At 72.2% G+C, this 14,698-nt stretch carries 12 protein-coding genes; 11 read left to right on the forward strand and 1 reads right to left on the reverse strand.

Features of this window, described 5'->3' with window-relative positions; translation table 11 throughout:
* Nucleotides 1–121 precede the first annotated feature (121 nt).
* On the forward strand, nucleotides 122–403 hold the full coding sequence (locus tag ACIQAK_RS05925) for an HU family DNA-binding protein (RefSeq protein WP_003968811.1): 282 nt from the start codon (nucleotides 122–124) through the stop codon (nucleotides 401–403).
* Between the two features lie 383 nt (nucleotides 404–786).
* Here ACIQAK_RS05925 and murA read toward each other — a convergent pair whose 3' ends face one another.
* Entirely contained in the window at nucleotides 787–2,127 is a 1,341-nt protein-coding gene (gene murA, locus ACIQAK_RS05930; protein WP_007450559.1) for a UDP-N-acetylglucosamine 1-carboxyvinyltransferase, read from the reverse strand.
* Nucleotides 2,128–2,413: 286 nt separating this feature from the next.
* On the opposite strand from murA, the gene ACIQAK_RS05935 reads away from it, so the two are divergent.
* The 10 genes from ACIQAK_RS05935 (at nucleotide 2,414) to ACIQAK_RS05980 (ending at nucleotide 14,628) form a co-directional block, all read left to right on the forward strand.
* A complete protein-coding gene (locus tag ACIQAK_RS05935) occupies nucleotides 2,414–2,974 on the forward strand; it encodes a YqgE/AlgH family protein (RefSeq protein ID WP_366387073.1) in 561 nt (186 codons plus the stop codon).
* 30 nt (nucleotides 2,975–3,004) lie between these two features.
* Nucleotides 3,005–3,307, forward strand: a complete 303-nt coding sequence (locus ACIQAK_RS05940) for a DUF3039 domain-containing protein (protein WP_366387074.1) — start codon at nucleotides 3,005–3,007, stop codon at nucleotides 3,305–3,307.
* A gap of 242 nt (nucleotides 3,308–3,549) precedes the next feature.
* Nucleotides 3,550–4,854, forward strand: a complete 1,305-nt coding sequence (locus ACIQAK_RS05945) for an extracellular solute-binding protein (RefSeq protein WP_366387075.1) — start codon at nucleotides 3,550–3,552, stop codon at nucleotides 4,852–4,854.
* 2 nt (nucleotides 4,855–4,856) lie between these two features.
* The gene (locus tag ACIQAK_RS05950) at nucleotides 4,857–5,843 is read left to right on the forward strand and encodes a sugar ABC transporter permease (protein ID WP_366387076.1); all 987 of its coding nucleotides are present in this window, start codon (nucleotides 4,857–4,859) and stop codon (nucleotides 5,841–5,843) included.
* Entirely contained in the window at nucleotides 5,840–6,688 is an 849-nt protein-coding gene (locus tag ACIQAK_RS05955) for a carbohydrate ABC transporter permease (protein ID WP_366387077.1), read from the forward strand. The genes ACIQAK_RS05950 and ACIQAK_RS05955 overlap by 4 nt, the downstream gene beginning before the upstream one ends.
* A 4-nt stretch (nucleotides 6,689–6,692) precedes the next feature.
* Entirely contained in the window at nucleotides 6,693–8,342 is a 1,650-nt protein-coding gene (locus ACIQAK_RS05960; RefSeq protein WP_366387078.1) for a beta-N-acetylhexosaminidase, read from the forward strand.
* A 325-nt stretch (nucleotides 8,343–8,667) separates the two neighbouring features.
* Nucleotides 8,668–9,564: an FAD binding domain-containing protein gene (locus ACIQAK_RS05965; protein ID WP_366387079.1), complete on the forward strand. Its 897-nt coding sequence runs from the start codon at nucleotides 8,668–8,670 to the stop codon at nucleotides 9,562–9,564.
* Nucleotides 9,561–11,558, forward strand: coding sequence for a 2Fe-2S iron-sulfur cluster-binding protein (locus ACIQAK_RS05970; protein WP_366387080.1), 1,998 nt, complete (start codon nucleotides 9,561–9,563; stop codon nucleotides 11,556–11,558). Before ACIQAK_RS05965 ends, ACIQAK_RS05970 begins: the two co-directional genes overlap by 4 nt.
* Before the next feature lie 97 nt (nucleotides 11,559–11,655).
* Complete coding sequence (locus ACIQAK_RS05975) at nucleotides 11,656–14,007, forward strand: molybdopterin cofactor-binding domain-containing protein (protein WP_366387081.1); 2,352 nt, start codon at nucleotides 11,656–11,658, stop codon at nucleotides 14,005–14,007.
* Between the two features lie 372 nt (nucleotides 14,008–14,379).
* Complete coding sequence (locus ACIQAK_RS05980) at nucleotides 14,380–14,628, forward strand: hypothetical protein (RefSeq protein ID WP_366387082.1); 249 nt, start codon at nucleotides 14,380–14,382, stop codon at nucleotides 14,626–14,628.
* Nucleotides 14,629–14,698: the final 70 nt, after the last annotated feature.

The raw sequence follows: 14,698 nt of genomic DNA on the forward strand, positions 1-14,698 counted from the left end.
GGATGCGTAATCGGGCGCGAGGGTCTGACATCAGACCCGGGTCCGGGGACTGTCAGAGGGCCCTGGCAGCATCGGCTTCGATCTCACGCCTCACAGGCAAGAAGAACACGGGAGTAACAACATGAACCGCAGTGAGCTGGTGGCCGCCCTGGCCGACCGCGCCGAGGTGACTCGCAAGGACGCCGACGCCGTGCTGGCCGCGCTCGCCGAGACCGTCGGTGAGATCGTCGCCAAGGGCGACGAGAAGGTCACCATCCCCGGCTTCCTGACCTTCGAGCGCACCCACCGTGCCGCTCGCACCGCTCGCAACCCGCAGACCGGCGACCCGATCAACATCCCCGCCGGCTACAGCGTGAAGGTCTCCGCGGGCTCGAAGCTCAAGGAAGCCGCCAAGGGCAAGTAACCCACAGGCGCAGACAGAGGGCGGCCACCCCCGACCAGGGGTGGCCGCCCTCGTGCATGCCCCGGGCACATGCGCCCCGCTCAGGCGCCCGGGCGCCGCCGGGCACCTCGGAGCGCGGGGACGCGTCCGCGCGCCCTTGAAGGCCTGTCCACGGCGTCGGGCGGCCCGTACACGGCCAGACCCGCCTCACCCGGCGCTCCGAACGGGTCGCCGGCACCGCCCCCCGGCCGGTACGCCCGCCCCCGAGGGGCCGGGCGGCCCCTCTGAAGCCCGAAAGCCCGCCGCCCCGGTCCCTGTGACGGGCCGGGGCGACGGGCTGCTCACGCGGTGCGCGGTGCTGTGTGCGGCAGCACTGTGCGGCCTCGATGGCGCGCGTGGACGGATCAGACCAGGGAACCGCCCGGCAGTTCCACCTTCGCGCCGAGCTTCTCGAGCTTCTCCATGAAGTTCTCGTAGCCGCGGTTGATCAGGTCGATGCCGTGCACCCGGGAGGTGCCCTGCGCCGCCAGCGCCGCGATCAGGTACGAGAAGCCGCCGCGCAGGTCGGGGATGACCAGATCGGCGCCTTGGAGCTTCGTCGGTCCGGAGACGACCGCCGAGTGCAGGAAGTTGCGCTGGCCGAAGCGGCAGTCCGAGCCGCCCAGGCACTCGCGGTACAGCTGGATGTGCGCACCCATCTGGTTGAGCGCGGAGGTGAAGCCGAGCCGCGACTCGTACACCGTCTCGTGGACGATGGACAGCCCCGCGGCCTGTGTCAGCGCCACCACCAGGGGCTGCTGCCAGTCGGTCTGGAAACCGGGGTGGACGTCCGTCTCCAGCGCGATGGCGTTGAGCGCGCCGCCCGGGTGCCAGAAGCGGATGCCCTCGTCGTCGATCTCGAAGGCGCCGCCGACCCGGCGGAAGGTGTTCAGGAAGGTCATCATCGAACGCTGCTGGGCGCCGCGCACGTAGATGTTGCCCTCGGTCGCCAGCGCCGCCGACGCCCAGGAGGCCGCCTCCAGACGGTCCGGGATCGCCCGGTGGGTGTATCCGTCGAGCTTGTCGACACCGGTGATCCGGATGGTCCGGTCGGTGTCCATGGAGATGATCGCGCCCATCTTCTGCAGTACGCAGATGAGGTCCTCGATCTCCGGCTCGACGGCCGCGTTGGACAGCTCGGTGACGCCCTCGGCCAGGACGGCGGTGAGCAGCACCTGCTCGGTGGAGCCCACCGAGGGGTACGGCAGCCGGATCTTGGTGCCGCGCAGCCGCTGCGGGGCCTCCAGGTACTGGCCGTCGGCCCGCTTCTCGATGGTCGCGCCGAACTGGCGGAGCACCTCGAAGTGGAAGTCGATCGGCCGGCCGCCGATGTCGCAGCCGCCCAGGCCCGGGATGAAGGCGTGGCCGAGGCGGTGCAGCAGGGGGCCGCAGAAGAGGATCGGGATGCGCGACGAACCCGCGTGGGCATCGATGTCGGCGACGTTCGCGGACTCGACGTGCGAGGGGTCGAGGATCAGTTCGCCCGGCTCGTCGCCGGGGCGGACGGTCACGCCGTGCAGTTGCAGCAGACCTCGGACGACCCGTACGTCACGGATGTCGGGTACGTTGCGGAGACGGCTGGGCCCGCTGCCGAGCAGCGCGGCGACCATTGCCTTCGGCACCAGGTTCTTGGCGCCTCGGACGCGGATCTCGCCCTCCAGCGGGGTGCCGCCGTGGACAAGCAGGACATCGTCTGTGCCGGTCATGTATCTCGCGTTCCGGAGTGGTCGGGCAGGGGGCCAACGAAAAGGGTAATGGCCTCCTACCCCCCTTCCGTAAGGCGAAGGGGGGTGTACGAACGTCATGAATCCGCCACAACACCCTCCGCGCATCCGATCTTGCGGAGGGTCACCGTCCGGATGACCCCCCGGGACCCGCCGCGTGGTGCGCTCCCCGTGCCTCCGTGCGCCCTGAGCTGCGCTCGCTCCCGTGGGGCGGTCGTCACAGCGGCCGGGTCCCCGTGGAGGGTGAAGATGCGGGATCATTTCTGCCATGACGGAGGTGTCCTCGCTCACAGGGCGACTGCTCGTGGCCACACCCGCCCTCGCGGACCCGAATTTCGACCGCGCGGTGGTGCTCCTCCTCGACCACGACGAGGAGGGTTCCCTCGGCGTGGTCCTCAACCGCCCGACCCCGGTCGGCGTCGGGGACATCCTCGGCTCCTGGGCCGGCCTGACGGGAGAGCCGGACGTCGTCTTCCAGGGCGGCCCGGTCTCGCTCGACTCGGCGCTCGGCGTCGCGGTGATCCCCGGCGACGAGGGCCCGCTGGGCTGGCGCCGGGTCCACGGGGCGATCGGCCTGGTCGACCTGGACACCCCGCCGGAGCTGCTGGGACCGGCCCTGGGGTCGCTGCGGATCTTCGCCGGGTACGCGGGCTGGGGCCCGGGCCAGCTGGAGGGCGAACTGGGCGAGGGCGCCTGGTACGTGGTCGAGTCCGAGCCCGGTGACGTCTCCTCCCCGCGCCCGGAGAACCTCTGGCGCGCGGTGCTGCGCCGCCAGCGCAGCGAGCTGGCGATGATCGCCACGTATCCGGACGACCCTTCGCTCAACTGAAGCCCGTCCTCTTCAGTACCCTTGGCGGTTATGAGCACTCTTGAGCCCGATCGCGGGGCAGGTACGGGGACCCTCGTAGAGCCGACGCCGCAGGTGTCGAGGGGCGACGGCGACCACGAGCGCTTCGCCCATTACGTCCAGAAGGACAAGATCATGGCGAGCGCCCTGGAGGGCACTCCCGTGGTCGCGCTGTGCGGCAAGGTCTGGGTGCCGGGGCGCGACCCCAAGAAGTACCCGGTCTGTCCCATGTGCAAGGAGATCTACGAGTCCATGGGCGCCGGTGGCGACAAGGACAAGGGCAAGGGCGGCGGCAAGGACAAGAGCGGCAAGTAGGGGTCGTCCGACCCCTCGGGGCGCAGGCCCCCGGTACGCGCGGTGATGCGCGGGCCGGGGGCCTGCTGCGTTGCTGGTGACGGAAGGTGACCGGACCCTCGCGTTGCACGGGCTGCGTCGGCTGGTCACAGAGTGGTAGAGACCACTTGTCGGGCGCCGGAACCGGACCTACTCTCCTGCCAGTTGTGCAGAACGAAACGCACGTTGCACATGATGCAACGAATGACCGGTAGGGGTCCCGGATGAAGCTTTCTGCCCGAATTGCCGCCCCGGTTGCGGCGCTTGTGCTGGCGGGCCTCACCGCCACCGCCTGCGCGCCGCAGACCTCCGACACCAGTGCGAAGGGTGACGAGAAGACCGGGACCCTCCGCGTCTGGCTCTTCCAGGAGGTCGGCAACAAGCCCAAGGAGAAGGTCGTCGACGCCGCCGTCGCCGCGTTCGAGAAGAGCCACGAGGGTGCGGAGGTCGAGGTCGAGTACATACCCGTCGACACCCGCGCCCAGCGGATCAAGGCCGCGTTCAACGACCCCAGGAGCGCCCCGGACCTCATCGAGTACGGCAACAGCGACACCGCCGGATACGTCAAGGACGGCGGACTCGCCGACGTGACCGAGGAGTTCGGCTCCTGGGAGGAGGCCAAGGACACCGACCCGATCGCCAGGCAGTCCGTCACCGTCGACGACAAGGTCTACGGCGCGCCCTTCTTCGTCGGCGTCCGGGCCCTCTACTACCGCACCGACGTCTTCGAGGACCTGGGCATCGAGCCCCCCAAGTCCCAGGCGGAGCTGATCTCCACGGCCAAGAAGGTCCGCAAGGCGAGGCCGGACCTCTACGGCCTCGCGGTCGGCGGCGCCTACACCTACGGCGCGATGCCCTTCATCTGGTCCCACGGCGGCGAGATCGCGGGCGAGAGCGGGGGAACGTACAAGGCGGCCATCGACAGCGAGAAGGCCCGCAAGGGCATCGAGGCCTATACCTCCCTCTTCGGCGACGACAACTGCCCGGCCGCCAAGTGCGCCTCCATGGGCGGCAACGCCACCGTGACCGCCTTCGCCTCCGGCAAGGCCGCCATGGCGATCGCCGGCGACTTCAGCCACGCGGCCGTCGAGGCGGGCTCGGTCAAGGGCAAGTACGCGGTCGTCCCGCTGCCTGGCATCGCCCCCAACTCCATCGCTCCCGCCTTCGCGGGCGGCAACAACATCGGCGTACTCAAGAGCAGTTCGCACCGCACCCTCGCCGTCGACCTGATGAAGTCGCTCACCGGCAAGAAGACCCAGGCCGAGATGTTCGACGAGATGGGCTTCCTGCCCACCTACACCGACGTCCTGGACAACGCCGCGAAGAAGCAGCCCTTCGTCGCCCCGTTCGTCCAGACCCTCGGCGCGGGCGCCAAGTTCGTCCCCGCCTCGCCCGCCTGGGGCCAGATCGATGCCTCGCTGGTCCTGCCGACGATGTTCCAGGAGATCGTCTCCGGCCGGAAGGACCTGGCGAAGGCCTCGGACGACGCGGCGAAGAAGATGGACGCGGCCTTCGCCGCCGCGGGCTGACGATGACCACGCCCACCACCGCTCTCAAGGCCCCGGCCCCCGGTGCGTCCGGGGCGGGCGCCGGCACTCCCGCCGCCCGCCCGCCCCGGCGCGCCCGCTCGGTGTCCCCCCGGGGCCACTCCGGCTGGACCCCCTGGCTCTACCTCCTGCCCGCCCTCGTCCTGCTCGCCGGGCTGCTGGTCTACCCGATCTACCAGCTCGGCCTGATCTCGTTCCTGGAGTACACCCAGGCCCAGGTCAGCGGCGGTGAACCGACCACCTTCCAGGGGTTCGGCAACTACGCCACCCTCTTCGGCGACAGCCAGTTCTGGCAGGTCCTCCTCGCCACCGTCCTGTTCGCCGCGGCCTGCGTGGTCTCCACGCTGCTCGTCGGCTGCGCGCTCGCCGTCCTGCTCACCCGCATCCGCGCCCTGCCCCGGCTCGCGCTGATGATGGCCGCGCTCGGCGCCTGGGCCACCCCCGCCATCACCGGCTCGACCGTCTGGGTCTTCCTCTTCGACCCCGACTTCGGACCGGTCAACAAGGTGCTCGGCCTGGGCGACTTCTCCTGGACGTACGGCCGCTACAGCGCCTTCGCGCTCGTACTCCTGGAAGTCCTGTGGTGCTCGTTCCCGTTCGTCATGGTCACCGTGTACGCGGGCATCCGGGCCATCCCCACCGAAGTGCTGGAGGCCGCCTCGCTGGACGGCGCCTCCCAGTGGCGGATCTGGCGGACGATCATGGCGCCGATGCTCAAGCCCATCCTGATCGTCGTCACCATCCAGTCGATCATCTGGGACTTCAAGGTCTTCACCCAGATCTACGTCATGACCAGCGGCGGCGGCATCGCCGGACAGAACCTGGTGCTCAACGTGTACGCGTACCAGAAGGCGTTCGCGTCCTCGCAGTACAGCCTCGGATCGGCGATCGGTGTCGTGATGCTGGTGATCCTGCTGGCCGTCACGCTGGTCTATCTGCGCTTGGTGCGGCGCCAGGGGGAGGAACTGTGAGCGTACGTACGGCGCTGCGCGTCAAGCGCCCCGGCAGGCTGGCGGCCGAGGCCGCGGCCCTGCTGATCGCCGTGGCCGTCGCCTTCCCCCTCTACTGGATGGTGCTCTCCGCCTTCAAACCGGCCGGGGAGATCCAGTCGACCGAGCCCCGCCCCTGGACGCTCGCCCCCTCGCTCGACTCGTTCCGCCGGGTCTTCGAGCAGCAGGACTTCGGCCGCTACTTCCTCAACAGCCTGCTGGTGGCGGGCACGGTGGTCGTCCTCTCGGCGCTGGTCGCCTTCCTGGCCGCCACCGCCGTGACCCGCTTCCGCTTCAAGTTCCGCACCACCCTGCTCATCATGTTCCTGGTGGCGCAGATGGTGCCGGTGGAGGCGCTGACCATCCCGCTGTTCTTCCTGATGCGGGACTTCGGCCAGCTCAACACGCTCGGTTCGCTGATCCTGCCGCACCTGGCCTTCTCGCTGCCGTTCGCCATCTGGATGCTGCGCGGCTTCGTGCGGGCGGTCCCCGAGGCCTTGGAGGAGGCCGCCTACATCGACGGGGCCAGCCGCACCCGCTTCCTGTGGCAGATCCTCTTCCCGCTGGTCTTCCCGGGCCTGGTGGCGACCAGCGTCTTCTCCTTCATCACCACCTGGAACGACTTCCTGTTCGCGAAGTCGTTCATCATCAGCGACACCTCCCAGTCGACGCTGCCGATGGCCCTGCTGGTCTTCTTCAAGCCGGACGAGAACGACTGGGGCGGGATCATGGCCGCCTCGACGGTGATGACCATCCCCGTCCTCGTCTTCTTCGTACTCGTACAGCGGCGCCTGGTCTCCGGACTGGGCGGCGCGGTTAAGGACTGACGTCATGACATCCGAGGACACGACGGCTCCCGGTCTGATCCCGGCGCCGCGCGAGGTGAGCTGGATGCCGCCCGAGCGGGGGCTGTACCCGCTGGACGAGGAGACCGTGCTCAGCGCCGCGCCGGGCGCCGAGGGCGTCGCCCGCTGGCTGCGGACCACGGTCGGCGCGGCCACCGGACTGCCCCTGACCGAGGGCGCCGGCGACCACGGCATCGCCCTCTCGCTCGACGGGGCGCTGGCCCCCGAGGCGTACCGCGTCGTCGTCGACGGCCACGCGGTCCGCATCCAGGGAGGTGACGCGGCCGGCCTCTTCTGGGGGGCGCAGACCTTCCGTCAGCTCCTGGGCCCGGACGCCTTCCGGCGCGCGCCCATCACCCCGGGGCGCACCTGGGAGGTCCCGATGGTGGTCATCGAGGACGAACCCCGCTTCTCCTGGCGCGGTCTGATGCTCGACGTCTCCCGGCACTTCCTGCCCAAGGACGACGTCCTGCGCTACCTCGACCTCCTCGCCGCCCACAAGCTGAACGTCCTCCACCTCCACCTCACCGACGACCAGGGCTGGCGGGTCGAGATCAAGCGCCACCCGCGCCTCACCGAGGTCGGCGCCTGGCGTACGCGGACGAAGTACGGGCACCGCGCCTCCGAGCTGTGGGACGAGACCCCGCACGGCGGTTACTACACCCAGGACGACATCCGCGAGATCGTCGCCTACGCCGCCGAGCGGCATATCCGGGTGGTCCCCGAGATCGACATCCCGGGCCACTCGCAGGCCGCGATCAGTGCGTACCCCGAGCTGGGCAACACCGACGTCACCGACACCACCACCCTCTCCGTCTGGGACACCTGGGGCATCAACCCGAACGTACTGGCCCCCACCGACAACACCGTGCGCTTCTTCGAGGGCGTCTTCGAGGAGCTCCTCGACCTCTTCCCCGCCACCACCTCGCCGTTCATCCACGTGGGCGGCGACGAGTGCCTCAAGGACCAGTGGAAGGAGTCCCCGACAGCCCAGGCCCGGATCGCCGAACTCGGCCTGAAGGACGAGGAGGAGCTCCAGTCCTGGTTCATCCGCCACTTCGACACCTGGCTGACCCGGCGCGGCCGCCGTCTCATCGGCTGGGACGAGATCCTCGAAGGCGGCCTCCCCGAAGGCGCCGTGGTCTCCTCCTGGCGTGGTTACGCCGGTGGCATCGCCGCCGCCGAGGCCGGGCACGACGTGGTGATGTGCCCGGAGCAGCAGGTGTACCTGGACCACCGTCAGGACGGCGGCGCCGACGAGCCGATGCCCATCGGGTACATCCGCACCCTGGAGGACGTCTACCGCTTCGAACCCGTCCCGCCGGGCCTCTCCGAGGAGGCCGCCCGGCACGTCCTCGGCACCCAGGGCAACGTGTGGACCGAGGTCATGCAGAACAGGTCACGCGTCGATTACCAGGTCTTCCCGCGCCTCGCCGCCCTGGCCGAGGTCGCCTGGACGCCCCTGCCGGCCCCGGCCGACCGGGACTTCGCCGGTTTCGAGGCGCGCATGACGGACCATTACGCCCGGCTCGACGCCCTCGGCGTCGACTACCGCCGGCCGGGCGGCCCGCTGCCCTGGCAGCAGCGGCCCGGCGTCCTCGGCCGCCCGATCGAAGGAGCGCCCCCGGTGGTGTGAGCCCCGGAGCCCGCGCCGGACACGCTCCGACGCGGGCGGAACGGGCCGAACGGACCGGAGGGGCCGAACGGACCGAACGGGCCGAACGGGCCGTAGAACGAACGGAATAAGTCGTACAAGCATCGCTGAAGAGTGGCAATTCACCCTCCACTCCGAAGAGGTGCGAAACCGGATCATCCCCCAGGTCAGGGACGGATCCACCCTTCGTGGACCCTCGCGCCGGTCCGATCGGAAGATGTGCCAGAGTTGCCACGTCCGGTCTGTGAACACGTACCGTACGGCGGAACAGGCGGACCAGCCGGGAGACCGGGAAGGGGCAGCTGGGTTGACCACGCACGCACCGCAGGCGCTGCAGTCGGTGACGCTGCCGGCCTCGCTCGACGAGGCCGTGGCGGCGCTGGAAGCCATGCCTGCCGCCGTCCCCGTGGCGGGGGGGACGGACCTGATGGCGGCCGTGAACAAGGGGCTCCTGCGCCCCTCGGGACTGGTCGGCCTCGGCCGGATCAGCGAGCTGCGCGGCTGGCACTACCAGGACGGCCACGCCCTGCTCGGCGCCGGCCTCACCCACGCCCGCATGGGGCGGCCCGACTTCGCCGCCCTGATCCCCGCCCTCGCCGCCTCCGCGCGCGCCGCGGGCCCGCCCCAGATCCGTAACGCCGGAACCCTCGGCGGCAACATCGCCACCTCCGCGCCCACCGGTGACGCCCTGCCGGTGCTGGCCGCCCTGGAGGCCGAGCTGGTCGTCGCGGGACCCGGTGGCGGCCGCCGCGAGGTCCCCGTCTCGCACCTGCTGGCAGGCCGCGAGATGCTGAGCCCCGCCGAGCTGATCGGTTTCGTCCGGGTACCGCTGCTGCACGCCCCGCAGGTGTTCCTGAAGGCCACCGGCCGCACCGGCCCCGGCCGCGCCACCGCCTCGGTCGCCATCGTGCTCGACCCGGCCCGGCGCGGGGTGCGCTGCGCGGTCGGCGCCATCGCCCCGATGCCGCTGCGCCCGCTGGAGGCGGAGCGCTGGATCGCCTCGCTGATCGACTGGGACGGTGAACGGGGCCTGGCCCCCGACGCGCTGGCGGCCTTCGGCGAGTACGTCGCCGCCGCCTGCATCCCGGACCACGCACCGCCGGCCGACGGCTCGGAGGCTCCGCCGCTGTCCCCGGCCGTACTCCACCTGCGGCGCACCGTCGCCGCGCTCGCCCGACGCGCACTGGGGAGGGCACTGTCGTGAGCAATGAGGAAACCTCCAACCAGCACGGGCAGCACGGGCAGCAGGAACAGCACGGGCACTCCGACGGCCCCGACCCCCGCTACGGGGGCTGGGAGCCGACGCCGCAGAGCGGCGAGTACGACGCGGACGCCACCGCGTTCGTCCAGCTCCCGCCGGAGGACCTGGCGGGCGTCCCGCTGGCCGCGCCCGGCCACGGATACGTACCGCCGATGATCCTGCCGCTGACCCCGGCCGCCGGTCTGGACCCGGCCGCGACGGGCAGCTGGGTGGTGCAGACCCAGAGCCAGCAGCAGGCCCAGGCCGAGCGGCGCGCCCAGGAGGCGGCCCCGGGGGCGGTGCACTGGCCGGACCCGAACGAGCAGGGCGGGTACGGGCAGCCGTACCAGGAGACCTCGCACTCCACGGCCCAGTGGAACTTCACGGAGGCCGTGGGGGAGCAGCTGGCGTCCGGCGCCGCGGCGGGCCCGGCGAACTACCCGGACTCCTCCGGTGCCGGTGACTACCCGGACTCCTCCGGTGCCGGTGGCTACCCGGACGAAGCGGGCGCCGGTGGCTACGCGGACCACGGGGGCGCCGGTGACTATGCGGACCATGGGGGTCCCGGCAGCCACGACGGCCCCGTCGGCTACAGCGATCACGCGGGTACCGGCAGCCACGACGGTCCCGCCGAGTACACCGACCGCGCCAGTCACGCCGACTCCTCCGAGCACACGGGCCACCCCGGTGACCCCAGCCACTCCGCTCACACCGGCCAGACCGGTCACTTGGGCCACACCGGCCAGTGGACGATCCCGGTAGCGGACGGGGATCTTCCGGACGAGTCGGGCGACTTCCTGGCCTCGGCGGCGGCCTCGCAGCAGTGGTACGCGGACGACACGCGCCCCGCGACGCTCCCCGGCGGCGCCCCCGCCCCCTGGGCCACGCAGCCGCGACCCGAGGAGTCCCCGGCGCCGGCGCACCCCGGCCCGGACGAGGAGCACACGGCGGCTCACCCCGCCGAGCCCGGGACCGGTGGCCACCCGCTCCCCGACCCGGCAGCGGAAGCGGCACCCACGGAGGCCCCTGCCGAGGCCGAGGCGGAACCGGAGACGGAATCCACGGCCGCCCCGGAACCGAACGCGTCCACCAACTCGGATGCGTCCACCGACCCGGAAGCCTCCACCGACCCGGAAGCGTCCACCGAACCGAACGCGTCCACCGACCCGGAAGCCTCCACCGACCCGGCACCGGACCACGCACCGACCCAGGTCCCCACCCCCACCCCCACCCCCGAGGACACGGCGACGGCCGGCCCGGAACCGGCCCCCGCGGCGGAACCCGAGCCCGACCCGGCCCACGACCCCGCCCACGACCCCGCGCACGACCCGGCCGCCGCGCCCGTCGACGTACCCAGCGAACACCCCGCCGCCTCCTACCTCCTGCACGTGAACGGTGTGGACCGCCCGGTCAGCGATGCCTGGATCGGCGAGTCCCTGCTCTACGTGCTCCGGGAGCGCCTCGGCCTGGCCGGGGCCAAGGACGGCTGCTCGCAGGGCGAGTGCGGGGCGTGCAACGTCCAGGTCGACGGCCGCCTGGTCGCCTCCTGCCTGGTGCCCGCCGCCACCGCCGCGGGCAGCGAGGTCCGTACGGTCGAGGGGCTGGCCGTCGACGGCGAACCCTCCGACGTCCAGCGCGCGCTGTCCGCCTGCGGGGCCGTGCAGTGCGGCTTCTGCATCCCCGGCATGGCGATGACCGTCCACGACCTCCTGGAGGGCAACCACGCCCCCAGCGAGCTGGAGACCCGCCAGGCCCTCTGCGGCAACCTCTGCCGCTGCTCCGGCTACCGGGGCGTGCTCGACGCGGTCGCGGACGTCGTGGCGGCCCGCGAGGCGAGCGCGGAGGCGGCGACCGCCCCGGCCCAGGACGAGGCCCGCATCCCGCACCAGGCCGAGCCCGGCGCCGGCGGCGTACAGCAGCGGCACCAGTACCACCGGCACGAGGGAGGCGCGCAGTGATCCACGCGCGCGGACCCACGTCACCAGGACAGCACCACGCGACACCACAGGTCACCCTCCGCCCCCGTAGCGGCGGGGCGAACGACAAGGAGGCGGCGTGAGCGGCGACGCAGCCACCGCGGCCAACGCGACCAGCACCAGCCTGCCCAGGATCGAGGCCGCCGGCGGCCCGGGCGACGGCCCCGGCCAGGAGCCGCCCCTGACGGGCCTGGGCGCCTCGCTGCCGCCCGCCGACACCCGCGCGAAGACCGAGGGCACCTTCCCGTACGCCGCCGACCTCTGGGCCGAGGGTCTGCTCTGGGCCTCCGTGCTCCGCTCCCCGCACCCGCACGCCCGCATCCTGTCCATCGACACCTCGGCCGCCGCCGCGATGCCCGGGGTGCGCGCGGTCGTCACGCACGAGGATGTCCCCGGGGACAGCAACTACGGCCGCCGGGTCGTCGACCGCCCGGTCTTCGCCGCCGGACTGGTCCGCCACCACGGCGAGCCGATCGCCGCCGTCGCCGCCGACCACCCGGACACCGCGCGCCTGGCCGCCGCCGCCATCGCCGTCGAGTACGAGGTGCTGGAGCCGGTCACGGACCCGGAGAAGGCGTTCGCGGCGGAGCCCCTGCACCCCGACGGCAACCTGATCCGGCACATCCCCCTGCGGTACGGCGACGCCGAGGCGACCGGCGAGGTCGTCGTCGAGGGCCTCTACCGCATCGGCCGCCAGGACCCGGCCCCGATCGGCGCGGAGGCCGGGCTCGCCGTGCCCCGCCCGGACGGCGGCGTGGAGATCTACACCGCCTCCACCGACCCGCACACCGACCGCGACCTGGCCGCCGCCTGCTTCGGCCTGGAGCCGGACCGGGTCAAGGTCGTCGTCACCGGCGTCCCCGGCGCGACCGGCGACCGTGAGGACCCCGGCTTCCAGATCCCGCTGGGCCTGCTCGCCCTGCGCACCGGCTGCCCGGTGAAGCTGGCCGCCACCCGCGAGGAGTCCTTCCTCGGCCACGCCCACCGCCACCCCACCCTGCTGCGCTACCGCCACCACGCGGACGCGGACGGCCGGCTGGTCAAGGTGGAGGCCCAGATCCTGCTGGACGCGGGCGCGTACGCGGACGCCTCCTCCGAGTCGCTGGCCGCCGCCGTGGCGTTCGCCTGCGGCCCGTACGTCGTCCCGCACGCCTTCATCGAGGGCTGGGCGGTCCGGACGAACAACCCGCCGTCCGGCCACGTACGCGGTGAGGGCGCGATGCAGGTCTGCGCGGCGTACGAGGGCCAGATGGACAAGCTGGCCGCCAAGCTCGGCATCGACCCGGCCGAACTCCGCCTCCGCAACGTCCTGTCGACCGGTGACATCCTCCCCACGGGCCAGACGGTGACCTGCCCGGCCCCGGTGGCCGAACTGCTCCGCGCGGTACGCGAGCACCCCCTGCCCGCCCTCCCCAAGGACACCCCCGAGGACGACTGGCTGCTGCCCGGCGGCCCCGAGGGCGCGGGCGAGCCCGGGGCGGTACGCAGGGGCGTGGGATACGGGGTCGGCATGGTCCACATGCTCGGCGCCGAGGGCGCGGACGAGGTCTCCACGGCCACGGTCCGGGTCCACGACGGTGTGGCCACCGTCATCTGCGCGGCGGTCGAGACCGGCCAGGGCTTCACCACGCTCGCCCGCCAGATCGTCCAGGAGATCCTGGGCGTCGACGAGGTCCATGTGGCGGCGGTCGACACCGATCAACCGCCCGCCGGCCCGGCGACACACGGCCGCCACACCTGGGTCTCCGGCGGGGCGGTGGAGCGGGCGGCGAAGATGGTCCGCACCCAGCTCCTCCAGCCGCTGGCCCACAAGTTCGGCATGTCCACCGAACTGCTCCAGATCGCCGACGGCAAGATCACCTCGTACGACGGCGTCCTGTCCACCACCGTCATGGAGGTGATGGACGGCAAGGAGCTCTGGGCCACCGCCCAGTGCCGCCCCCACCCCACCGAGCCGCTGGACGACTCCGGCCAGGGCGACGCCTTCGTCGGCCTCGCCTTCTGCGCGGTACGGGCGGTCGTCGACGTCGACATCGAGCTCGGCTCCATCCGCGTGGTCGAGATGGCGGTCGCCCAGGACGTGGGCCGCGTCCTGAACCCTGCTCAGTTGGCGACCCGTATCGAGGCGGGCATCACCCAGGGCATCGGCGCGGCCCTCACCGAGAACCTCCGCACCGCCCGCGGCCTGATCCGCCACCCCGACCTGACCGGCTACGCGCTCCCGACCTCGCTGGACGCCCCGGACATCCGCATCGTGAAGCTGGTCGAGGAGCGGGACGTGGTGGCCCCCTTCGGCGCCAAGCCGGTCTCGGCCGTCCCCGTCGTCACGGCCCCGGCCGCGGTGGCCTCGGCGATCCGCTCGGCCACCGGCCGTCCGGTGAACCGCCTGCCGGTGCGCCCGCAGGCGGCGGTGGTGACTCCCAAGGGCTGAGGGGGAGTCCGCGTCCGACGTTCTGACCAGACCAGGGGGAGGCCGGGGTTGATCTCCGAGCCGGAGTTGACCGGGGAGCCCGGTCCGGAACACACCGCGGAGGCGATGGGCGGCTTCGACCGGAAGCCCGCGCCGGGGCATCGGCGCGGGCACGGACCGCTGTGGGGCGCGGCCGGAGCGCTGGCCGCCTCCGCGGTATGGGCGACGCGAAGGATTCACCTCCTCCACCACCGGTGGGGGAGACGTCTGCCATATCTACACGGCAGACGGCACGCCGGGTGATGAGCTCAGGGTCACCTGGGAGCTGACCGGCGGCCCCCCGTCGGACGATCCGGCCTCGAAGTTCACCGTGCTCGGGATGGGGAGCAGACCTTGGCCGCGCCGGATGCCGCGTACGTCCAGTTCGCCTGCCGCAGCGGAAAGCTGCCCGGCTCCGCGCCGGCCCACATCGACGTCGGCGTGGAGCGCGGGGGCATGCCCACGAAGCCCGAGGGAGACCTTGAGGCGTTGACGAGGGCTTACGCGACGGTGGCCCACTCCTTCTCGCTCGCCTTGGCCGAGGAGCTGGGGTGCGAGGACGGCGCGGGGCTGGAGGCACGGCCGTCGCTGGACGCCGTGTGACGGGGGCGACCCCGGACACCGCGACGGCCGCCCCGTGATGGGGGCGGCCGTTGCCGTTCGGGTTGTTCCG

Source organism: Streptomyces sp. NPDC088706 (genome assembly GCF_044752765.1).
GTDB lineage: Bacteria > Actinomycetota > Actinomycetes > Streptomycetales > Streptomycetaceae > Streptomyces.

Excerpts from the sequence above, each read along its gene's own strand:
- ACIQAK_RS05925 (WP_003968811.1), top strand. The coding sequence starts at position 122 with ATGAACCGCAGTGAGCTGGTGGCCGCCCTGGCCGACCGCGCCGAGGTG.
- murA (WP_007450559.1), bottom strand. The coding sequence starts at position 2,127 with ATGACCGGCACAGACGATGTCCTGCTTGTCCACGGCGGCACCCCGCTG.
- ACIQAK_RS05935 (WP_366387073.1), top strand. The coding sequence starts at position 2,414 with ATGACGGAGGTGTCCTCGCTCACAGGGCGACTGCTCGTGGCCACACCC.
- ACIQAK_RS05940 (WP_366387074.1), top strand. The coding sequence starts at position 3,005 with ATGAGCACTCTTGAGCCCGATCGCGGGGCAGGTACGGGGACCCTCGTA.
- ACIQAK_RS05945 (WP_366387075.1), top strand. The coding sequence starts at position 3,550 with ATGAAGCTTTCTGCCCGAATTGCCGCCCCGGTTGCGGCGCTTGTGCTG.
- ACIQAK_RS05950 (WP_366387076.1), top strand. The coding sequence starts at position 4,857 with ATGACCACGCCCACCACCGCTCTCAAGGCCCCGGCCCCCGGTGCGTCC.
- ACIQAK_RS05960 (WP_366387078.1), top strand. The coding sequence starts at position 6,693 with ATGACATCCGAGGACACGACGGCTCCCGGTCTGATCCCGGCGCCGCGC.